Genomic DNA, 20,770 nt, shown 5'->3' with positions numbered 1-20,770 from the left:
ATCTCTCACTTTCGCACAGACCGGCCCCGATGTGGGACCTCCATCACATCTCGCTTGAATTCCAGAATTGGAGTCATGGGCCTTGGAACCCGGGTAGCCTTGATCAGGGTCGAGGCGACCTTCTGTTGATCCTCATCGGTCATCTGGGGATAGAGGGGAAGGACGATGGTATGGTCCTGGGCTGCCTCCGATTCCAGCAAGGACATGCGCAGGGGCCGGGAGGCATAGACGTCCTCGCGGTGAGCGCACATGATACCGCGGCGGGTGGCGATATCGGCATCCAGCATAGCCTGCATGACAGTGCGCTGGTCGGCGGAGTCCGGCAGACGGACACAGAAGCTCTGCCAGTTGGTGCGCGCGTAGGCCGGCTCGCGCACCAGGCCCAGCCATTGCGCCTCGCCGAGCAATTCGGCGTAGCGGGCGGCAAGCGCGCGGCGGCGGGCCACGATGCCGGGCAGGCGCTTGAGCTGCTCGCGGCCCACAGCGGCCTGGATGTCGGTCATGCGATAGTTGTAGCCGAGCACTGGGTGCGTCTCGAAGATCACCTGGGTCGAGCCGTGGCGGACCGTGTCGGGCACGCTCATGCCGTGCTGGCGCAACGACTTGAATTTGGCGACCCAGTCAGCGTGCTTGGTGGTCAGCATACCGCCATCGCCGGTGCTCATAATCTTGCGTGGGTGGAAGGAGAAGCAGGCCACGTCGCCGTGCGCCTTGCCGACCTTCTCCCATCGACCGTTCCAGAAGATCTCGCTGCCGCTGGCGCAGGCCGCGTCCTCGATTAGGGGCAAGCCCCTAGCCTTGGCGATGTCGACCACAGCAGCCATGTCGCAGGGCAAGCCCATTTGGTGGACCACCAGGATCGCGCTGGTTTTGGCCGAAAACGCGTGCTGGATCAGAGCTGGATCAATGTTGTAGGTGGTCGGATCGATGTCGACGAAGACGGGGATCGCGCCACAATAGGCCACCGAATTGGCTGTGGCGATGTAGGAGTGACTGACCGTGACCACCTCGTCGCCGGGCTTCACCCCCGCCGCCAGCAAGGCCAGGTGCAGGGCCGTGGTGCAGTTCGAAACGGCCGCAGCGTGCGGCGCGCCCGTGAAGGTGGCGAATTCCGTCTCGAAGGCCGCCACCTCGGGGCCTTGCGTGACCCAGCCGGACAGGATGACGCGGCGCGCCGCCTCTGCCTCGGCCCTATCCATGGTGGGCTTGATGATCGGAATCATGTCAGATCCTCAGAACGAAAGACCTACTCGGTGCGAGAAGTTGCAGTGGTCGTATCACGACAAAGCCGGTGGCTCACCTTGTCCTATTGTGGGATGCAGATACCGACGGCCGGCGTGCCTGGTGTATTGGGACAGTTGGGTTTCCTACATATGGATACCGCTTTCGGTCAGCGGACAGGTTCTGAAACAACCTTCCGGCCCCATTGCAATGGGGCACGCAATGTGTGGCCCGACATTTTCGGCGGGGAAACGCCAAAATGTGTCGCACCCGCCATTCGACAATATACGCTAACACTTAAATATTGAATTCAATATAGGGATTTCCGGCCGTGGCCTACAGCAAATTCATCTACCTTGAGTCACCAGTTGTGGCAGTGTGACAATGCAGCTTAGCATCCAGTCAAGCCGAAGCGTATGTTGTGCTCCGAGATAAGCTGGGCCTGGGAGGAAAACGTATTTACGCTTCTTTTCATTTATCCATCGTCTGGAAGAGACGAGTAACCCACCTATAGACCGACCGGCGCGCAAACAACATTTTTCAGGATCTCAATTTGGCGAGACGTACGCCTGCACCGTCACGCTCAGAGCCTACGCCTTCTGGCCGAATTGATGTGACAAAGAGTTAGGCGTTTATAACCAAGAAAGTCTGACGGCCCCCGGGGCCGAACCATGTCTCGGTTGCGGAGCATCGGCTCGAGTATTGACCCATGGCAACCATTGATCAAGGCGCGATTTTCGCCGTCCGGTCGGCCAAGGCCGTCGCCCGGCCGGCGGAAGATCGTATCGCCGGCTTCGACGGCGTGCGCGCGATCGCCGTCCTGATGGTCTTCATCAGCCACAAAACGACCCTGCCGCACCACGATTCCTATGGTTCCGTCGGCGTCTGGCTCTTTCTCGTGCTAAGCGGCATGCTCATCTCCTCGATACTGTCGGAGATGCGCGCAAAGGTCGAAGCGGGGGTCCAGTCGACCTGGCGGTCGATGGGTGACTTCTATCTGCGCCGCAGCCTGCGCATTTTCCCACTCTATTACGCCTGTCTCGGTGTTTTCGCACTGGGTTCGCTGTTCACCTCATTCGTCGGCTTCTCGCGCGTGGAAGCGACGATCTACGCCCTCTACGGCACCAACATCTATATCGAGATGACGCCGACCGGGGCCCACGGTCATTTCGGTCACCTCTGGTCGCTGTCGGCGGAGGAGCAGTTCTACCTGCTCCTGGCGCCGATCCTCCTGTTCACCCCGCGCAAATACCTGCTTCGGATTTGCATCGGCTTCATGCTCGCCGGCGCGGCAAGGCTGGCTTGGCTCGTATCGGTGAACACCCACCCGAACGCCATTCACGTCGATCCGCTGATCGCCTTCGGCATGCTCGGCGTCGGCGGCTTTCTCGCCTCATTGAAAAACTTCAAGCCGCCCGCATGGCTGGTGAGTGCGCAATCCCAGGCGGCGGCTGGCCTGGCGTTGATCGCGATCCCACTGGTCTTCGGATATTTCCGGGACGCATGGAACGTCTTCGGACCGCTGACCTGCACTGTGGCCGGTTTGTTCCTATTCCAGATCGCCCGCAACCAACAGACCCCGGTCGTGGCTTTCCTCAACCTGTGGCCGCTGCGCTCGCTCGGCCGGGTGAGCTATGCCTTCTATATCCTGCACCAGTTCGTCCATTTCTACGACCTCACGGCGGTGCTCCATAAGCTGCATCTGGAGATCGACGCGCCGGCTAGCGTTCAACTGGCCCTGGAGCTTTTCATCACCATCGCGCTGGCGACGCTCTCCTGGCACTTCTTCGAGCGGCCGCTTCTGCGGTTGGGCGCCAGATTGACGGCGCGGGAGGGCACCGAGGCCAGCAGCGCAACCGCTGCCTTGTCCCCTGGCCGGCAAAGAGCCACGTAGATGCGGGCGGAGCTACGACCAATGCGACTCGACGACGAACGCCGCATCAAGGGTTTTGATGGCTTGCGCGCGATCGCCTTCGTCTTCGTATTCATTAGCCACAAGTTTCATCAAGGGACGTATGGATCCCTTGGCGGCGACGGGGTGATGCTCTTCTTCGGGCTCAGCGGCCTCTTGATCACCCGTATCCTGGCTCGCACGCGGGTGGCAGTCGAGGCTGGCGAGACGACAACGCTTGCGGGTCTGGGGCGATTCTATCTTCGACGCACGGCCAGGATATTCCCCGTCTATTACGCGACCATCGGCGTTTTCCTGATCGCCTCGCTGTACGTTCACTTCGATGGCTTCGAAGGCGGCGCGCCCCAGGCCATGCTGCTCTACGCCACGAACATTTATGTGTTCACGACCGGCCACTGGGTAGGCCATTTCAACCACTTCTGGACGCTGGCGATCGAAGAGCAATTCTATGTGCTGTTTGCACCCTTGCTGCTGTTCACCCACAGCAAGGCCGCCGGTCAGATCTGCGTTGCTTTCGTGGTTGTGGGTCTCATCACTCAGGCGGGCCTCGAATGGGCCGGAGCATCGTCCAAGGTCATCGGCTTGAATCCCATGATCGGCTTTGGCTATCTCGCCTTGGGTGGTCTGGCAGGACTGAACCTCGACCGGCGGGTACCGGCATGGCTGGTTTCCACGGCGGCCCAGAGCATCGCCGCCCTGGCGCTTCTCATCTTGCCCCTGACAGTCCTCAAGGACGAGATCGTCTGGCGCGTCTATGCGCCGGCAGTCGCGGCTACAGCCGCGCTTCTGGTCTTCCAGATCGCGAGGAACCAGGCCTCGCGTTTCGTCGCCCTTCTGGACACAAGGCCCCTGCGCAACCTGGGACGCATAAGCTACGGCTGTTACGTTTTCCACGAGTTCATTCATTTCTACAACGTCGAGGCAGCGGCCCGGAAGTTCGGCGTCGCATTCGAAGCGCCGGACTGGATCTCGGCCCCCATCGAACTTGTGTTGACCATCGGCTTGGCGACCGTCTCCTGGCGATTCTTTGAACGACCAATCATGGCCTGGGCCCATCGGGCGACACCGAAAGCCGCGCCGGCCATCGCCTGAGCCCCCCTCAGCTTGCCAGACCGAACAGCTTCCGCAGCAGACCAATGTTGTGGTTCAGGCGCAGGTAATATTCGCGTTCGGGCCGGTCGAGCATCTGGAACGCGGCCAGCACCGGGGTGGCGACGATCATCTTGATTGCTCGCGCGATCTTCTGGCCTGGCGTTTTCAAACCCCTCAGTTCCACCTCGCCTTCCTTGCGCGCGCGCTCTGTGAGCCACGCGCGCGTAAGACGGCCAGCATCGACCTTGTGGTCCACGACGAAGGCATCCGCGTACCAACAGCGATAACCTGCTCCAATCAGATCGGTCATCATCTGGGCCTCTTCCCCGCTGGCTAGGTTCGAGCCGACCCGACCGGTCTTTACGTCGAACCCACCATGAGCTTGAAGCGCGCTGCGGCGGAACAACAAGTTGGCGCCGACGCCGATGGGATGATCGGTCGTGTCGCGGAAGCCGTCCTCATCGACCACCGACAACAACAAGCGCGCTCGCGGTCCGAGCTGGCTCGGCGGTATTTCAAGACTGCTGGCGTCGTCGGGCCAGTGTGCGACCACCCGCCCCGCCAGGATGGCGGTCTGGGCGTCACAGCGGGCCGCGTAGGTGATCGCCGCTTGTACCCAGCCGGGCCGCGGCACCGCGTCATCGTCCAGCAATGCAATCCAATCGCCTTTGCCTGCCTCGAAACCCGCGTTACGGGCCCGGGCAACGCCGGGCTCGTCGAGCCGTATGAAGCTCAGTCCCGGGCGCGCCTTCAGGGTCTCCAGCACATCGGCGTGCGCCGGCGCCGAGGCGCTGTCGATGACGATGACCTCCACCGCCTGGCCGACGCATTGCGGCAGCAGGGCGTCGACGTTTTCGAGGACGTCGTGGCTGCGGTTGTGTGTGGCGATGACGATGCTAATGGCCGGGGCACCTGTGCTGATCTTCGGCGCGTCCTTGGCGTCGTGCATGCCCATCCGATCCTTAAGCTCCACGCGCGTTCAGTCCAGCGCCGCGTCCTCGACGGCCGGCGGGCGCGCGCCTAGGCCGATCGACCAGAAGAACGCCGCGCGCAACGGCGTCGGCCTCACGAGCTGCCTAACCGCCCGGAACGGAAACACCAACAGCGCATGACGCACCGCGAACCGCACGCCCTTCGCATCCCCCTTGGCCGCCCGCTCCACCGCCGCATCGGCGAAATAGGTGTAGAATCCCAAGAGCGTGGCGAAATAGGAATGCAGCCACTCCTTCGGTGAGCGCCACTTGCGCCAGACGGGTATGGCGTGCCGCATAAACACCCTGCGCGTATAGGGAATCCGGCTCAGGACCAAGGCGTCGTAGGATCCCGACGGACGCTGGCGGAACAAGACGCATGGCACGGCCACATGCTCCACATGCCCACCGCTGGCGACGCGCATATGCCAGTCCCAGTCCTGGTCGGCCAGCAGGGTCTCGTCGAAATAACCGTAGGCGTCGCGTACCGCGATACGCGCCATCGTGGCGCCGATCTGCGGGAAGTAGCCGTCCAGCATCATCTTCAGATGATCGCCGTCGGGGCGCACGTCATTGGGGATGGGAGGCGCGATCGGCCGCAGACTAGGATCGGCCATCACAACCTGACCGAAGACCGCCTCCACCTCCGGCTGGCGATCGAAGAGTTGCAAATGCGGCCGCACATGTTGCTCGGTCCACACGTCGTCGTCGTCCAGGAACGCCAGGAACTCCCCCGAGGCCGCTTGCATCGCGGCGTTGCGCGCGGCGCCAGCGCCCGCGGTCGTCACGATGAGGTGCTGCGCGCCATGGGCCTGTGTCACTGCGCCGGTGGCGTCGTGGTTGGAGCCGTTGTCGCCAACAAGGATCTCAAACGTCAGATCCGGGCCTTCGAGCGCGCGAATGCTCGCCAGCGACTGGTCCAGGTACTGCGGACGGTCGCGGGTCGGGACGACTACCGAGACGATGCGCGCCTGACTCACCCCCATTCCTCCCACCGATCAAAGACGCCCGCCAGGGCCGCCGAAAATACCCGCATGTTGTCGAAGCGCGTGATGAAGGTCCGCGCGATGGTGCCAGCCGAACGCGTCTCCTCTGCCTGGGCGTACACCAGCTCATAACCTGCTGCCTTGGCCTCCCGCATGGCGATCGGGGTCCAGTTGGTCGATTGGCCGAGCGGAATTGCGAACGAGGTCGGCGCAAAGCCGAGCCGGGCCTCGATCATAGTGCGCGAGCGGTCCAATTCCTCACGGGCGGCGGCGCCGTCCAGCTGTCCAAAATCGGGATGGCTTGCGGAGTGGCTGCCGATTTCGGCGCCGTCGGCGGCCAGGCGCTCCAGATCGCGCCAGCCTAGAACCTCGTCGGTCGGCCAGGGAGACCCGCCTTCGCTCCAGTCGGTGACGACGAAAAGGCTCCAGGGAACCGCGAAGTCTTTCAGGATTGACGCGGCCTCGGTCATCACGCTGCGCAGACCGTCGTCGAAGGTGATGGCAAGGTCCATCGGGTCGCCCCCCGTCCGAGCGATCTTCGAGGCCGGGACGAACCGGTAGCCTCGCGCCGCGGCCCACTCCAACTGGCGACGGAACAGCTTCGGCGGCACGTCGTTGTGATCCATCAGCGGCTGGCCGACCGAGTGGTAGGCCAGGATACGGCCGCCCGAACGGCTTACGCGTCGGCCAAGGACGGACATGCCCTCTCGTTCGAGGACCATGCGTGCGCCGACCAGATGACGCCTTTCGACACCGAAGGCGCGGACAGCCCGCTTCAGAATCTTCGGCGGTCGCCCAATCATATTCACCTTCGCCTCAGTTCTTTCTGTCGGTGTCGAATTGCAGGCCCCATGGCAAGTATGACTTCTGACGCCAACGCCACCATGTCGAAACCCGAGGCACCCATACCCATCCCGTCAAACGCAATCCTCACCAGAAGGAAAGCAAGGCCTCAACAGGCTCTGTTCCGTCGAACGTATCAGAATGAGGTGCTGAACAGACCAGAGTCAAAAAGGGTATCCCGGTATGTTTTTGTCAGCCTGCTAAATCAAAAGTGTAATTCGCGATGGCTGCCTGACTGACAGCCCTTCAGGCTATAGGGGTACTGGGAATAAGGTGTGCGGGTCGCATCTGAAGATCGATCTCGCGTCGCAGACGCGCCCGACGAAGGGACGCCGGGCAAACCATGCCGTTAAAACTCACATCCAGCTGTCGCCCCTCAGCCGGCTCGCCGACCGCGGCAGCCATTCGGGAAGCAGGTTGCGGACTGCGTCCCAAGGCCCGTCGAAGCTCTTGGTCCGCGCCAGGCGCCGCCATACCCGTAGCCGCTCCGGCAGCGCCATCAGGCGCAGGGAACGCTTCAGGATCGCCTCGGCGCTGTCGAACTCGCCGAACACCTCGTTGAGCAGGATGTCGGGATATCCTTCGTAGAATTCCTCGTTCGCGGGCGCGCCATTCCCACGCAGCGGTGTGACTGGCGGGATCGCGACGGCTCTGGCGTAGAGAACCTCCAGGCTTTCGATCCAATTCGGCGTGGTGTGCAGCCGCTTGACATTGGCCGCCGTCTCATCGCCCCGCCGACGCAGCGCCTGCGGGTCGGCGAGCCAGTCCGCCAGGATGCGGTTATACTCCGCCATCGAGGTGGCGAAGCCAATGGTAGGCGCCAGCCCAGGCATATCGGTGCTCATGACGTTAGCATCCAACGGATAGGGAAACAGCGTCGCGCAGGGCGCGCCCAGCCCGCCGGCTTCCAGCATCGAGGTAATCGATACAAAGGGGTAAGAGTCGAGATAGATGTCCGCCGCCTCGAAGCTGAGCGAAGGATCGGGCGTCTCCGGCCGCCCAATGATCCGCCCGCCGGTCGCCGCTATGGCGTCTTGCCAATCGGCCGGCTCGCCCGGCCCGACGACCAACAACCGCGCATCGGATCGGGCCAGCAGTGCCTCGACATGCATGTCGGCGAACGACACCCCGCCCATCGTCCGGTATTTCACGCCGCGCGCGACCGAAACCAGAAGCGGTCCGTCGACCGGGATGCCGAGCTTCTGGCGCGCCTCGGCCCGGCTGTGCTTGCGGATCGGCGGATCGATTTGGATCGGCAGGATGGCGTGACGCTTAGCCGAGATCCCACGCCGTTCCACCACCAGACGCTCGCCCGAGACGCGCGAACTGGCGATCAGGTCGCACACACAGAGCCCGACCCAGAAGGCATGGTCGGCATGGTTGACCAGCACCACGGGCGGTCGGTTGCGCTCGTCGGCGAAGGCTATACTGGGCGTCGGGTCCTCGTTGCTGACGTGCAGGACGACCAGGTCGAAATTGAGCGATAACTTGCGGAGCGCGCTGGCCCATTCCACCGGTCCGCCGCGTGTTGCGCCGATTACGTGGATATGTCCGCCACGAGCCTCCACGGCCTGGCGCACCGAGGCCGGCGGCTTCCCCGGATGGCGCAACAGGGCCAGGGAGTGATGACGGCTCTCGTCGGCGACGATCCAGCGGCGCATCATCCGCGTCAAGCCGCCGACTTCGCTCAAGGCGGTGGCCACATGCAGCACGCGGCCGATCTTCGTTCGCGTCGGTCGCGCAGTTTCGGCCTTCGGGGCGAGTGTCCGTCGCGCGATCTCGATCAGGATTTGCTCAAGCGGCTCGGACCGATAAAAGCCGCAATGCCGCTTGCGTGCAAGCGTGACCGCCGCCTCTACATAGGCCGCCGCGGAGTTGAGGTCGTCAGCCTCCAGACAGCGCTCCGCCTCACACCGAAGGCTTTGAAACTCTTCATAGTTGTGACGCATACGCGCCACCTCGGAATCGGAGCGCACGGCTTCAAATCGCATCGTCTCCGGCATCCTTCCCCCCACGGTCGCGGCCTGCCCTAGAACTTGTTATACCTAGTGGTGAAGGCTTGCCAAGCGACAAAGCAGGTTACATAGAACTGTAGCCGACCGCTGCTATCGCTTCAGCGGCGCACCAAGGATCATATCCGATTTGCAGGCGATGGCACGTGACAGACAGTTCCAGGGGGAAGCGATGCCTATTTCGGACAGTGTGGTGCTGCGTGGCGAGGTCGTCATCCACCACCCCAGTATGGTGAACCTCTACGGCTGCGAGGTCGGTAACGGCTCGCGCATCGGCGCTTTCGTCGAAATCCAGAAGAATTCCTCAGTCGGCGAGCGCTGCAAGATCTCCTCGCACACCTTCATCTGCGAGGGCGTAACCATCAAGGACGAGGTCTTCATCGGCCATGGGGTGATGTTCACCAACGACCGTCTTCCCCGAGCCACCAACCCGGACGGGAGCGCGCAGAATGAAGCCGACTGGAAAATTGAGCCGACCCTGGTCAAGAAGGGCGCCTCCATCGGCTCCAACGTCACCATCACCCCGGGCGTGACCATCGGAGAACGGGCCCTGATCGGCGCTGGCGCCGTCGTCACCCGTGACATCCCCGACTTCGCCATCGCTGCCGGCGTGCCAGCCCGTGTGGTCGGAGACGTAAGGACCGCAAAGACTGGCTGACCCCCTCGGCCCCTCTCGGCACGGCTTCGTACACCGAATTGCGATCCTTTGGTGTATTCGGAGAGATCATTTGAGGTAGATCCGGCGCCCTGCCCTCGCCTGGCTGGATGATCCTGAGGGGGTCTTGATGACCCAACGGCCATAGTGACCGCACCGCTTCGCAGCTTCAAACTGCATTGTGAAGAGGTCGAGGTGGCACGGCATTGAGCGATCGGCGCATCCCTTCTCAACCAACGACAGGCTCCAACAAGCCTCCAAGACTCCGGTGGGCGGGGGCGGAGTGAAGGGTAGTCAATATGATCAATATCGGCATCATCGGGTACGGCTATTGGGGGCCGAACCTCCTGCGCAACTTCATGGAGATCCCCGATGCCCGGGTCCGCGTGGTCGCCGACCTGGACCCCAAGAAGCGCGAGTTGGTGAACCGTCGCTATCCGGGTGTGCAGTCCACCAGGGACGTCCAGGCCCTGTTCCAAGATCCCGAGATCGACGCCATCGCCGTGGCGACGCCGGTCAATAGCCACTTCGAACTGGGCATGTCTGCGCTGAAGGCCGGCAAGCATCTCTGGCTCGAGAAGCCTATGACCGAAACCTCGCTACAGGCCAGGATGCTGGTTAATGAAGCGGACAAGCGCGGGTTGACCCTGATTGTCGATCACACCTTCATCTATACCGGTGCAGTCCGGAAGATGCGCGACATCGTCGCCGCCGGCGACCTCGGCCAGATCTATTATTACGACGCCACCCGGGTGAACCTGGGCCTCTTTCAGAGGGACGTAAACGTCATATCCGACCTGGCGGTCCACGACTTCGCGATCATCGACCGTCTGTTCGAAGAACATCCGACCGCCGTTTCGGCCAGCGGTATCAACCACTTCCCCGGCACCCCGGAAAATTTGGCCTACATTTCGCTGTTTTACGACTCTGGCATGATGGCGCACATCAACGTGAGTTGGCTAGCTCCGGTGAAGGTGCGTAACATACTGGTCGGCGGCTCCAACAAGATGATCACCTACGACGATCTGGAGCCGTCCGAGAAGGTCAAGGTTTACGACAAGGGCGTCTCCTTCACCGACGACCCGGCCAAGATCCACGAGATGCGCGTCGGCTACCGGACGGGCGACATGTGGGCGCCCAAGCTCGACTCCACCGAGGCCCTGCGTATCGCCGGCCAGGAGTGGATCGACTGCATCGTCGAAAAGAGGGTTCCCATCGCAGATGGCCGGCTTGGCCTGCGCGTGGTGGAGATCATCGAAGCCGCCACCAGTTCCATGCGCGGGCGTGGCGAAACCGTGCACCTGCGACGCAAAGATGCAGCCTAATATGATCCCGTTCGTAGATCTGAAAGCCCAGTACACCACGATCAAGCTCGAGGTAGATGCCGCCATTCAGCGCACTTTGGAGAGCTGTCAGTTTATCCTGGGCGCTGACGTCGCTGAATTCGAAAAGGAATTCGCCGCCTATTCGCAAGCGGCCTTCGGCGTCGGCGTCAATACCGGCACCAGCGCCCTGCACCTGGGCCTGCTGGCCGCCGGGATTGGACCGGGCGACGAGGTGATCACCTCCCCCTTCACCTTCGTGGCGACGGTTGCGGCCATTTACTACACAGGCGCGACCCCCGTGCTCGTCGATATCGATCCTGCGACCTACACCATCGACCCGGCCCAGATCGAAGCCGCGGTCACGCCGGCCACCAAGGCGATCATCCCGATCCACCTCTACGGCCAGCCCGCCGACATGGATCCGATCATGGCCATCGCCCGGAAGCACGGCCTGATGGTGCTGGAGGACGCTTGCCAGGCCCACGGCGCGGAATACAAGGGCAAGCGCGTCGGGGCCATTGGCGACATGGCAGCTTTCAGCTTCTATCCCGGCAAGAACCTCGGCGCCTATGGCGAGGGCGGGATGCTGACGACCAACATCGCCGACCACAACCGTGCGGTTCGCATGCTGCGAGACTGGGGCGCCGAGCGGAAGTACCATCACGAAGTCAAAGGCTATAATTATCGCCTGGAAGGCCTTCAGGGCGCTGTCCTGCGTGTGAAGCTCAAACATCTGGACCGATGGACCGAGCAGCGACGCGCCACGGCCGCCCGCTATGACGCCATGTTCGCCGGCATCGGCCTGTCGACCCCGTTCGTCCGCGACGATGTGCGCCACGTCTACCACATCTACGCCGTGCGTACGCCCGACCGCGCGCGCTGGGGGGAGGCGCTGAACGCTCAAGGCATCCAGTCGGGTATCCACTATCCCATTCCGGTTCACCTGCTGCCCGCCTACGCCGATCTCGGCTACAAGCAGGGCCAGTTCCCGCACGCCGAAAAGGCCGCCGCCGAGGTTCTCTCCCTACCTATGTTCCCGGAGTTGACGGAGCAGCAGCAGGACGCGGTCGTGGCCGCGGTCATCGAATTGCAAGCAAGCGTTGAGCGGGCCCCACTCAACCGGAAACACGCCTCGAACCGATGACAGGGAATACGATGAAACTTGAAGGCTCTCGCATCCTGGTGACCGGCGGCTGCGGTCTGGTCGGCTCGACCACCATCGACCTGCTGCTTAAGGAGCACGCGCCGGAAAAGATAGTGATCCTCGACAACCTGGTCCGCGGCAGCCTGCAAAACGTCAAGGACGCCCTGCAAGACCCGCGCATCGAACTCGTCGAAGGCGACATTCGCGACGTGGCAACTGTCCACAGGGCCACCGACGGCATGGACGCCGTCATCCACATGGCAACCCTGAGGGTCATCGCCTGCGCCGCCGAGCCGCGCGAAGCCCTGGGCGTCATGTGCGACGGCAGCTACAACGTCATTGAGGCCGCCCAGGCTAAGGGCGTGAAGAAGATCTGCGCGGCCTCCTCGGCCTCGGTCTACGGCCTGGCCGACCTCTTCCCGACAGAAGAGAGCCACCACCCGTACAACAACCGCACCTGGTACGGCGCCAGCAAGGTCATGCTGGAAGGCCTGTTGCGCTCGTTCAATGACATGTACGGCCTTCCCTACGTGGCTTTGCGCTATTTTAACGTGTACGGCCCGCGCATGGACCTGCATGGTAAGTATACCGAGGTTCTAATCCGCTGGATGGACCGCATCGACGCCGGCCAGCCGCCGCTGATTCTCGGCGACGGTTCCACCACCATGGACTTCGTCTATATCGAGGACATCGCCCGAGCGAACATCCTGTCCCTGCTTTCTGACGTGGAGGACGATGTGTTCAACGTCGCCAGCGGCGTGGAGACCAGCCTGAACGAACTGGCCGCCTCACTCCTGCGCGTGATGGACTCCGACCTTCAGCCGGAGTACGGGCCCGAGCGCAAAGTGAACCCCGTCTCGCGGCGCCTTGCCGACACGTGCAAGGCGGAAAAGATGCTGGGCTTCAAGGCGAGCATCGACCTCGATGAGGGCCTCACCCGCCTGGTCGACTGGTGGCGAGCCACACGCGGGCAGGTGACCTGACGAACCGCTCGCGCGACGACGAAATCTTTCCTGGTAGGCTTGCCCCTACATGGCAGAAGCGTGCGATCCTTGACATGGGCGCGCCCCGCGGCGTCACCCTCACCCGCCGCCCATCGCGACGTAGAATGTGCAGTCGCTCCACATGGCGTAAATGAACGCAGCCAGCTTGCGCGCTATCGCAGGCCTAGCGATGGCAAGAGCGTTGCCGATCTCCAGGCCCCAGCTCTTGATCTTGTCCTTGCCTTGAAGCGCGTCATCCGTCCCGACACCCGCCTCGGAGAGCGCGCGCCGCACGTCGGCGTCGCCAGCCTTTGAGATAGGGACCTCGAACATCGATCGAAGCGCCCGAGTGCCTGGGCCGCGAGACTAGGCCGAAGTAGGCGGCGAGTCGCCTGAGGGACGAATGCGCGTCGGGTCCTCGATCGCTGTCATGAAGAAGTTGCCGTCACCGGGCTGACGCCGCGGATCGCCATAAAGCGCCAGCATGCCTCGCAGCGCGCGACGGTCCTCATGACCAGATCATGCAGCCGGCAGTACTGTCGCCACAGCGCGCGCGGGCCGGTGAGCATGTCGTCTATCAACTCGGCCGCAGCCTGCGCACCGCCTTCGCGAAGGCGCCGCCTCCGACCTTGCCCCATGCGGATGCCGAACGACTTTAACGAGTGGCGGACGGCGTTCTCCAGATAGAGCAGCTTGGCTTTCAGCTTCGCCGGTGCGTTAGCAGCAGGTGCGTTCGGTTGCACCTTTCCGACTTGATATAGCCCCAGCGGGACCAGCAAGTGCGCAGGATTTTGGCGACGCCGACGCGTCGGTCTTGTTGAGCTGCGTGCGAAAGCGGAAGCCAAGCCGCAGTCCCCCAACGCCGAATGGCGCCGTCTATCTTTGGCTCATATTGGGACACCCTTGGTTTGGCACCGCAATTGCTTCTAAAGCTTTGTCGTGGCGCGAGGGCGCTGCTTGCTGGTTGGCGAAGCAACAGGGCGAGGTAGGCAATGCGCATCCTAGTGGGACCTGCTAAACGAGAAGGTGTTTCTCGAACGATTTTCCATCGACCGTTGGGCGATGCCGATATCAGATCCGAAACGGGGGCGGTCATCATGTCGATAGATGCCGGCGGCATTTATGCAAGCGGTTCGCAATACCGGTACCAGATTGAGTTGACGCTTGATGAACTTGAGGTGCTTGCGAGCCGTCTGGCAATGAGATCCAACTAGAATACTTGGCCGCGCCAGCTCCCCTGACGCAACGAATCAGCTGCTTTAGCTTCGCCGGACCTGAAGGAACTGTCGGCCGGCGCATGCGGTTCTAGCTATTTCTATTTGGCTGGTAGCATCCTTCTGTTGGATTTTCACCAACGACGGCCGATTCATCATTGGCCCTTGTGCGCGAGCTGCCAGGCTAGTGCACCGGACCGTACCGGACGTCGGTGGCACCGTTCGCTGTCCCGATGCCGCTGCCTGGTGCTCGTCAGCCAGATCACCGCACTCTGCACGCAAGATGGAACTGTTTGAAGAATGGGTTATGGCCAGAGCGGCGCCGACGCGGCTTCCGGCGGCACGCCGCCGTCACCTAGAGAACCGCCAGCGCAAGCGGCGCCAACGCCCGCAACGGTGCCTGGCATCACCCTTCACTCAGCCGGCGCCGCACCCACCTGCCCCACTACATCGTGGTGCAGTTCGGCGAGGAACCCCACTGATCCGGGCGGCATTGTCGCCGAGGTCGTAGCGGCCGTAAGCGGGTATTGATGACGTCTGCGCCCTGGCCAAATCCGCGATCACACGCTGAACACGACTATTGTGGTCTGAAGTCATAACAGAAAATCGGCTCTGCCAAACTTGCGGGATGAAATCACAAGATCAGAGCGCGTCATCAAGTCCGGCTATAACTCCACCGGCAGAGATTGCGACTGAAGCCGCACCCGCCCTTCAGCACCGCAGCTGATCGCACCGCCTACCTTGGTCTCAACCGCGCTGTCACACGGCTTTCGTTCATTCGCATGGTTCGCGGAGATTGGCATGATCGCATACTCTCATCTCATCCGGCGTCGTCTCCCTCACAAAGCAGCGCCGGTAAGGCTCGGCGCCCTTCTTTTCGTTCCCTGTGTGTGTGTCCAAAGGAGGTCGCCGGGCCTGCCGTTGCTCGGGTGGTTGCTCCTGATGGCTGCGCTTGGCGCCGTGGCCCTACCTCTTCCTTCCGGGTAAGCCAGCGACGCGCTTGCGAGCCGGCTCGGCATGTAGGATTATAGTCCTTGTTGCGGCGAAGCTCCATGACCTGAGATCGCCAATGGCCAGAACCAAACCTTCCGAACAGCTTTCACAGGCGGAAATTGACCGCTTCCTGGCGGCAGCCGAGGCGCTGCACAAGAGCATCGTCGGCCGCTCCTGGCGTACCACAGCGAGCACTACAAAGCTCTTCGTGAGGTCCAGCCGCCCTTGTTGAAGTCGATCGAGACCATCACCGGCAGGAAGACGCAGTTCATAAAATGGAACGGGACAGGACCGGCACAGGCTTGGGAGAAGCCTCCGGGCTAATGCCCAGCCTCGCGCACCTCTCGCCGCCGCATCACCTCCACAAGCAGTTCAAAGACGGTTTCAACCTCGCCGTTGATTTCGTCGGCGCCGATGCCGGCCTTCTCGGCAGCTGTCATCAACTGATCTTTCAAGTCACGATGGTGATCGGATCCCCCAGCGCCACAATGGGCAGCTGCTTGGCCACCCATTTGTCGAGAAACTTCATGCCGCGTGTGCTCATATTAGCAACCTCTCATCTTGACGCCGCAGCCGCCCGCCCCAGAGTCTTGCACATGGCTCGAGGCAATATCAAAGTTGGCGATGAGGTCGCCGTCACTGCGGTTGTGCGCGGCCGGGTGACGCCCGATCGCGTAAGCGTGACGATCCCGTCCTATAACTTCCCGCATTCGGTTGTCGATTCGACTTTGAAAGCCGTGATCGGCCAGAATATGGAGGTCACCGGCACGGTCACGCGCGTCGATGGAGACAAGGTGACCGTGAGCCTCCGGCCATTGGTGACTGTGGACGCCGAGTATGTGCGGCTGGTTGAGAGCTATGTGGCGCCGAAGGGGAAAACGCGGCTTGTTGACAAAGCCTAACGGCACAGCCGACCCAAAGCACAGGCCACTGAAACTTTTCCCTTCACATCGGCTCTGGTCGCCTCGCGCTAGCTGCCGACGATGGGTCGGCATCTTCCCAACTTTGCGCCATGTCATCGCGATGATGTTGACGAAGGCGCTTCAGCAGTTCGCGAGAGGCTTGGATCGCCCTGCGCGATTGATCCATGTTCTGGCACGTGGCGCGTTCCTCCATGGACTTCTGCCACTTTAGCAAGGTGGCGGTAGTCGCAGTGGCCGCTTGAGCGATATCTATGGGCGTTGCAACCATCGCATCCTCCCAAAAGGCAATGGTAACCACAATCTTTATAGGCGTCGAAACCCTTCCTTCAACCAAAAACGGATTCATACGGCAAAATGGCTATTTGTCAGGAGCGCTCGACGGCGGCTTCGTCGCCCTCGGCTTCCATCTCTTGACGATCCGAAGATTGTCCTAATGCCCGGTAGGGTCCGGTTCCTGGCAGCGTTCCCTTCGTTCTTCAAGGAACAGCTTGGTGTGCTCGTTCCGCTCAAGAGGCGTTGTCCCGTGCTCTTGAGCGAACTTTCCAAACGCCTTGCGCAGGTCGGCAAGGTCCAAAGCCCAAAGATGCTCACTGCTACCGGGTGCGACATTGCGTTCACCAATCCGCCCATTCTCTCGGAACTAAGTTGGCTTCGCGGTTGAGCCTTCAAGATGGCATTGCGAGATAATTCGCTCGGTTCCTAATACGCATATATCTTCGGCAGCGCGGGGCTTCCTGTCTTCCCGCAGTGGCCGGTGCAGTTAAGCCCCCCACAAGCTTGCCCAACTGCACCGGCCATTCCCTTATGGCTGGGGATGGTCTTTGCGTTCGGCAATCTTTTCCAAGAGCTTCCGTGAAGCCTCTAGTACGCGGCGTGTCTCTTGGATGGTCGATTGTAGGGATTCCAGCTGGCTCTCCGCTCGGCGCTGGCCACGGCGGGCGCTTTCAATGAACTGGTGGTCAGGTTCCCACCGGTCTTTCATGGGACTTAGCCTCTCTTACCGGTAGCGGATCAACGCCAAGAAAACCCGCCATCCGCGCGCAACAGCGGGTTTCCATAGTCACGGCTACATCCGAAGAATCGACCGCTTAGATTAGGAATGTGTGGTTCCCGCCACGGTTCCGTACAATTTTAGAATGCTGTTCCCTAGCTGGGTGGCCCAACCCGCCGATTCAATTGGCTTGTGTTGAATGGGCAAAAATCAATAGGCATGGAAACCAAAAAGCTCTTGTTGCGTTTCGGCGCACTAAAAGAGGTCGGGAGGTTGTGCCATGGGCACCTTTTTACCGCTTTTCGTTAAGCTGGTAGACCGGAAATCAATGACGGTTTCTTCTATTTGTGAGGCCGAGGAAGCGCTCCAGGGGCAGTGGCCAAATAAGGGAGCGGCGGCCTATAGGGATGCATGCCGATTAATTGCGGAGGCCAAGTATGGAAGCTGCAGTCCGGCCGTAGCATTTGCGGCGTTCAAGGCCGCCGCAATCGACCAGCACTTGCTGCAGCCCGAGCCCGGCGCTCGGCATGTCGAACAACGTGCCATAAACCATCGTGATGATGAACCGCCGTCCCCGAGTATCAAATAGAGACCGACACACGGGATCTCGCTTGGTCGCGACGGTGGGCTCGCACCGTACCGGGGCAGGTGTGATGCGAGCCCGGCCGAGTCTTGCGGGACCTCGACCAGCAGCGAACACCCACTCGCTGCCGTTCTATCAACATGCCCCCAAATTTCAGGTTCCGCTAATGTACAAAAAAGCCCACCACCGTTCAGGTAGTGGGCAGTTTTGGGAGACACTGATATGGGAACAGTGCGATCGCCCCAAGTGTTTCGAGCCTACAATGTTCCAGGGGGATTCACAGTGCGGGCGTTTCTATGAAGGCATGGACACGGTTTCCGATGATACCGGCCAGGCCTCAGGGAGCCCCGCCGGACTTGTGGCGCCCGTCCGCGCCTTCGCCTTCGATGTTGCCGCCACGCTTTTCCTGGGCCTCGCAGTCGGCCTTGGTGTTGGCTTTGGAATGGCGATCGTGGGTTAGATCGCGTCCTTCCTTCGTTTGTATGTTTCGTGGGCATTGGTAGCAGTGCCCATATGTTTGCCAGCCGGCGCTAAGTATCACCGGTCAGGCCCAGTGGCCGCCCGTTAGCGCCCCCCGCAACAAGCTGCTGGGCCGCCCTATGTACTGCCGAGGCGAAAAAAGCCGCTGCGCGAGATGGTCAATTAGCGCCAGTGAACTGCGCGAACTAATTGCGCGCAGAACGCATAGGCGGCGGGCTTTTTGTCTGTCCGGGGAACAGGCGTCAGGCGGGTGAGTTGGGTGGTTGCAGCGTCTCCCGCTGCCAACCGATATGTCGACGGTTGAGGCCCGTGCTCTGCTTTACAGGCTGGCGCGGGCCGCTCGTGCCTCGTTAGGTCCATCGAACTTAGCGATCCACCTGGTTCGGGTCGCCCCCGTTTAGGTCTTAGATTTGCCTTCTCAGGCCATTCGCAGCCGGCGAAGTCTTTGGGCGACGTAGTGCGGACCTGGCCCCGCGAGCGGTCGTCCGGTCATCAGGAAGCCGTCCAGCATAGCTAGCAATTCGCGCGCTGCGCCGGATGAGCAGTAGTAGTAGATTACTTGACCGTCGCGTCGGGTGCCGACAAGGCCGAAGGCGCGGAGCTTGGCAAGATGCTGCGACAAAGCCGACTGGCTGAGTTGAACTTTCTCGGCGAGGACACCGGCCGAAAGTTCGCCGCCGGCCAGGTGGTTCATGATCAAAAGCCGCTTCTCATTTCCCATCAAGTTGAGAAAGGCGGAGACGGTTTTGGCACTGGCGGCAAGGTTTCTTGAAATCATCGAATCAGACTAAGGTCCTACCCAGATAGGAACTTAAGTCTGCAGGAACGCGGAATCAAACCCTCAGTTCCGCCAAAAAAGCAAATTCCTATTGATCCTCATCCTCGCGGAAATCCTGCAGCCATGCAAGCCGCAGGTCATCCTCGCCGCGCAGATGCTTCACGCGGCCGATCAGCCTCGGCTTGACCCATTGCGTGGCCGGCCGCTTCACGATGCCCTTGGGCGCCGTGCCTGAGTGCTCCTGGACGCGTTTCCATAGCCTCTCGCGCAAATTCCCGGTTCAAGGTGACGAATGCGCTTCCGACATAGCGCCCGGTGCCGCGCTCAGCCATCAGAGCGAAAGCCGGCTTGCCCGCTTCACGCTCGACGCCGAGCAGATCGAACTCGTCGATCGCATACCACTTGGCCTTCAGCCAGTTGGTCGACGGACCGCTTCGGTATTTGCTGTCCTTCCGCTTCGACACCAATGCCTTCAAGTCCGGCCTTGTCGAGCAAGTGAAAGATGGCCTTCGCTTCGCCCGGCAGGGGCTCGCCGAAATTGAATGCGCCCGCCGGGCTCGATCATGCTGGCCAGGATCTCGCGCCGCTCCTCTAGCGCCTTATCGCGCATATCGTGGCCGTTAAGATGAAGCAGATCAAAGGCAACAAAATACAAGTCGTGCTGCCGGCGGGTGATGGCTTTGCGCAGCGCTGCGAAGTCCGAAAGGCCCTTGTCGTTCAGAACGAGGATCTCGCCCTCGACAATGGCGCTTTCGGCACCAAGGCGCTTGGCCTCTCTCACCAGGTCGCGATATTTCGCCGTCCAGTCGTGGCCGTTGCGCGTATAAATGCGTGTGCCGACTTCATCAATGATCATCTGCGATCGGTAGCCGTCGAACTTGACCTCGTGGGTCCAGCCTTCACCCTTCGGGAGGCTTCTCCACAAGGGTCGGCATCAACGGCGCGATGAACTTCAAACGCATGCACTGACCCACCCTCCGGCGATGCAATAAGATTAAGCTAAAATAGTTCCGAAACCGGAAATCAGCCTTTTGGTGCAACAAACACGTCAACTCGGCGTTGCGGGATGAGGAAGGAGAAAACGATATGGCCGATGACAAGAGCAAGCGGGGTTTTCGCGATCGGGACCGTGTCTCAGCCGACGAGGATTATGAAGTTGAATATTTCGCAACAAAGACCGGCATCACACCCCAGCAGGTCAAAGAGCTGATCGCGAAGCACGGCAACCAACGCTAGACTTTGGAGCGGGTAGCCAAGGCGCTGCGGAAACAATGACCAGGCTATCTGATCTCGGCAGACCACTAGTCGGGCACCGACATAAAGGCCCGCCCGCGAGCGAACTCGCGCATTTCCTCCCTTGCCCTGTTTGCGGTCAACAGATCGACATGCGCGATTTTCGCCAGGTCGCTTATCATGCCGATCCGGAGCACGAGCCGCTCGAACTGGACGCTTAGGACCAAAAGTGCCGAAATACCACGTTGAGGAAATGGCGATACGGTGACGGCTACCCACATCGTCCACGCGACAACGCCGATCAGGGCGGCGCGGGAAGCGACAGAGCGCGACATCACTCTGCGCACCAGCGAGCCCATCTGGATCAGGGTTGCCGACGAAAAGCGCGGCCACATATTCGAATACAGTTTTAGCCAACTCGGCTAGCTGAG

18 protein-coding genes and 1 pseudogene are annotated in these 20,770 nt (G+C 61.4%); 10 read left to right on the top strand and 9 right to left on the bottom strand.

What is annotated here, in order from left to right; genetic code table 11:
* Positions 1 to 5: 5 nt before the first annotated feature.
* A complete protein-coding gene (locus ACYG9V_RS16675; protein ID WP_023697356.1) occupies positions 6 to 1,223 on the bottom strand; it encodes a DegT/DnrJ/EryC1/StrS family aminotransferase in 1,218 nt (405 codons plus the stop codon).
* A gap of 707 nt (positions 1,224 to 1,930) precedes the next feature.
* Between ACYG9V_RS16675 and ACYG9V_RS16670 the strand changes: the two genes are divergently transcribed.
* Together ACYG9V_RS16670 and ACYG9V_RS16665 are read left to right on the top strand one after the other, a co-directional pair.
* A complete protein-coding gene (locus ACYG9V_RS16670) occupies positions 1,931 to 3,115 on the top strand; it encodes an acyltransferase family protein (RefSeq protein ID WP_023697357.1) in 1,185 nt (394 codons plus the stop codon).
* Positions 3,116 to 3,136: 21 nt separating this feature from the next.
* Positions 3,137 to 4,225: an acyltransferase family protein gene (locus tag ACYG9V_RS16665; protein ID WP_023697358.1), complete on the top strand. Its 1,089-nt coding sequence runs from the start codon at positions 3,137 to 3,139 to the stop codon at positions 4,223 to 4,225.
* A 7-nt stretch (positions 4,226 to 4,232) separates the two neighbouring features.
* Here the strand turns inward: ACYG9V_RS16665 and ACYG9V_RS16660 are convergent, their stop codons facing one another.
* From ACYG9V_RS16660 to ACYG9V_RS16645, 4 genes are all read right to left on the bottom strand, one after another.
* Positions 4,233 to 5,174, bottom strand: coding sequence for a glycosyltransferase family 2 protein (locus ACYG9V_RS16660; RefSeq protein WP_198026963.1), 942 nt, complete (start codon positions 5,172 to 5,174; stop codon positions 4,233 to 4,235).
* Positions 5,175 to 5,204: 30 nt separating this feature from the next.
* Positions 5,205 to 6,176 carry a glycosyltransferase family 2 protein gene (locus ACYG9V_RS16655; RefSeq protein WP_196813648.1) on the bottom strand — a complete coding sequence of 324 codons (972 nt, stop codon included), beginning with the start codon at positions 6,174 to 6,176 and terminating at the stop codon, positions 5,205 to 5,207.
* Positions 6,173 to 6,985 carry a polysaccharide deacetylase family protein gene (locus tag ACYG9V_RS16650; RefSeq protein WP_023697361.1) on the bottom strand — a complete coding sequence of 271 codons (813 nt, stop codon included), beginning with the start codon at positions 6,983 to 6,985 and terminating at the stop codon, positions 6,173 to 6,175. Before ACYG9V_RS16650 ends, ACYG9V_RS16655 begins: the two co-directional genes overlap by 4 nt.
* 396 nt (positions 6,986 to 7,381) lie before the next feature.
* Entirely contained in the window at positions 7,382 to 9,016 is a 1,635-nt protein-coding gene (locus ACYG9V_RS16645) for a glycosyltransferase family protein (protein ID WP_031201966.1), read from the bottom strand.
* A 193-nt stretch (positions 9,017 to 9,209) separates the two neighbouring features.
* Here ACYG9V_RS16645 and ACYG9V_RS16640 point away from each other — a divergent pair, with 193 nt between their 5' ends.
* The 4 genes from ACYG9V_RS16640 to ACYG9V_RS16625 all read left to right on the top strand — a co-directional run bounded on the left by ACYG9V_RS16640 (position 9,210) and on the right by ACYG9V_RS16625 (position 13,144).
* Complete coding sequence (locus tag ACYG9V_RS16640) at positions 9,210 to 9,695, top strand: acyltransferase (protein WP_023697363.1); 486 nt, start codon at positions 9,210 to 9,212, stop codon at positions 9,693 to 9,695.
* 296 nt (positions 9,696 to 9,991) lie between these two features.
* Positions 9,992 to 11,017: a Gfo/Idh/MocA family protein gene (locus ACYG9V_RS16635; protein WP_023697364.1), complete on the top strand. Its 1,026-nt coding sequence runs from the start codon at positions 9,992 to 9,994 to the stop codon at positions 11,015 to 11,017.
* A gap of 1 nt (position 11,018) precedes the next feature.
* Positions 11,019 to 12,161 (top strand): DegT/DnrJ/EryC1/StrS family aminotransferase, encoded by a 1,143-nt coding sequence (locus ACYG9V_RS16630; protein ID WP_352764174.1) that lies wholly within the window; start codon positions 11,019 to 11,021, stop codon positions 12,159 to 12,161.
* A gap of 11 nt (positions 12,162 to 12,172) precedes the next feature.
* Positions 12,173 to 13,144, top strand: coding sequence for an NAD-dependent epimerase/dehydratase family protein (locus ACYG9V_RS16625; RefSeq protein WP_023697366.1), 972 nt, complete (start codon positions 12,173 to 12,175; stop codon positions 13,142 to 13,144).
* Between the two features lie 99 nt (positions 13,145 to 13,243).
* Here the strand turns inward: ACYG9V_RS16625 and ACYG9V_RS16620 are convergent, their stop codons facing one another.
* Both ACYG9V_RS16620 and ACYG9V_RS16615 read right to left on the bottom strand, forming a co-directional pair.
* Positions 13,244 to 13,477, bottom strand: coding sequence for a hypothetical protein (locus ACYG9V_RS16620; protein WP_023697367.1), 234 nt, complete (start codon positions 13,475 to 13,477; stop codon positions 13,244 to 13,246).
* A 95-nt stretch (positions 13,478 to 13,572) separates the two neighbouring features.
* Positions 13,573 to 13,923, bottom strand: a complete 351-nt coding sequence (locus ACYG9V_RS16615; RefSeq protein WP_023697368.1) for a hypothetical protein — start codon at positions 13,921 to 13,923, stop codon at positions 13,573 to 13,575.
* A gap of 1,751 nt (positions 13,924 to 15,674) precedes the next feature.
* Between ACYG9V_RS16615 and ACYG9V_RS16610 the strand changes: the two genes are divergently transcribed.
* A complete protein-coding gene (locus tag ACYG9V_RS16610) occupies positions 15,675 to 16,253 on the top strand; it encodes a hypothetical protein (RefSeq protein WP_352764177.1) in 579 nt (192 codons plus the stop codon).
* A gap of 1,292 nt (positions 16,254 to 17,545) precedes the next feature.
* Positions 17,546 to 17,854 (top strand): DUF982 domain-containing protein, encoded by a 309-nt coding sequence (locus tag ACYG9V_RS16605; protein ID WP_352764179.1) that lies wholly within the window; start codon positions 17,546 to 17,548, stop codon positions 17,852 to 17,854.
* 892 nt (positions 17,855 to 18,746) lie between these two features.
* Here the strand turns inward: ACYG9V_RS16605 and ACYG9V_RS16600 are convergent.
* Entirely contained in the window at positions 18,747 to 19,106 is a 360-nt protein-coding gene (locus tag ACYG9V_RS16600) for an ArsR/SmtB family transcription factor (RefSeq protein WP_352764182.1), read from the bottom strand.
* 88 nt (positions 19,107 to 19,194) lie between these two features.
* Positions 19,195 to 20,068: pseudogene (locus ACYG9V_RS16595) on the bottom strand (ATP-dependent DNA ligase).
* A 124-nt stretch (positions 20,069 to 20,192) separates the two neighbouring features.
* Here ACYG9V_RS16595 and ACYG9V_RS16590 point away from each other — a divergent pair.
* Complete coding sequence (locus tag ACYG9V_RS16590; protein WP_352764185.1) at positions 20,193 to 20,342, top strand: DUF3606 domain-containing protein; 150 nt, start codon at positions 20,193 to 20,195, stop codon at positions 20,340 to 20,342.
* Between the two features lie 261 nt (positions 20,343 to 20,603).
* On the top strand, positions 20,604 to 20,765 hold the full coding sequence (locus ACYG9V_RS16585; protein WP_156940762.1) for a hypothetical protein: 162 nt from the start codon (positions 20,604 to 20,606) through the stop codon (positions 20,763 to 20,765).
* The last annotated feature ends 5 nt before the right edge of the window (positions 20,766 to 20,770 follow it).

This window comes from Mesorhizobium sp. W016 (genome assembly GCF_054719485.1).
The sequence above is the reverse complement of the archived record's forward strand: the minus strand, read 5'-3'. Positions and strand labels throughout refer to the sequence as shown.

Coding starts and splice junctions, on each gene's coding strand:
- ACYG9V_RS16675 (WP_023697356.1), bottom strand. CDS start 1,223: ATGATTCCGATCATCAAGCCCACCATGGATAGGGCCGAGGCAGAGGCG.
- ACYG9V_RS16670 (WP_023697357.1), top strand. CDS start 1,931: ATGGCAACCATTGATCAAGGCGCGATTTTCGCCGTCCGGTCGGCCAAG.
- ACYG9V_RS16665 (WP_023697358.1), top strand. CDS start 3,137: ATGCGACTCGACGACGAACGCCGCATCAAGGGTTTTGATGGCTTGCGC.
- ACYG9V_RS16660 (WP_198026963.1), bottom strand. CDS start 5,174: ATGCACGACGCCAAGGACGCGCCGAAGATCAGCACAGGTGCCCCGGCC.
- ACYG9V_RS16650 (WP_023697361.1), bottom strand. CDS start 6,985: ATGATTGGGCGACCGCCGAAGATTCTGAAGCGGGCTGTCCGCGCCTTC.
- ACYG9V_RS16645 (WP_031201966.1), bottom strand. CDS start 9,016: ATGCGATTTGAAGCCGTGCGCTCCGATTCCGAGGTGGCGCGTATGCGT.
- ACYG9V_RS16640 (WP_023697363.1), top strand. CDS start 9,210: ATGCCTATTTCGGACAGTGTGGTGCTGCGTGGCGAGGTCGTCATCCAC.
- ACYG9V_RS16635 (WP_023697364.1), top strand. CDS start 9,992: ATGATCAATATCGGCATCATCGGGTACGGCTATTGGGGGCCGAACCTC.
- ACYG9V_RS16630 (WP_352764174.1), top strand. CDS start 11,019: ATGATCCCGTTCGTAGATCTGAAAGCCCAGTACACCACGATCAAGCTC.
- ACYG9V_RS16625 (WP_023697366.1), top strand. CDS start 12,173: ATGAAACTTGAAGGCTCTCGCATCCTGGTGACCGGCGGCTGCGGTCTG.
- ACYG9V_RS16620 (WP_023697367.1), bottom strand. CDS start 13,477: ATGTTCGAGGTCCCTATCTCAAAGGCTGGCGACGCCGACGTGCGGCGC.
- ACYG9V_RS16610 (WP_352764177.1), top strand. CDS start 15,675: ATGCCCAGCCTCGCGCACCTCTCGCCGCCGCATCACCTCCACAAGCAG.
- ACYG9V_RS16605 (WP_352764179.1), top strand. CDS start 17,546: ATGGGCACCTTTTTACCGCTTTTCGTTAAGCTGGTAGACCGGAAATCA.
- ACYG9V_RS16600 (WP_352764182.1), bottom strand. CDS start 19,106: ATGATTTCAAGAAACCTTGCCGCCAGTGCCAAAACCGTCTCCGCCTTT.
- ACYG9V_RS16590 (WP_352764185.1), top strand. CDS start 20,193: ATGGCCGATGACAAGAGCAAGCGGGGTTTTCGCGATCGGGACCGTGTC.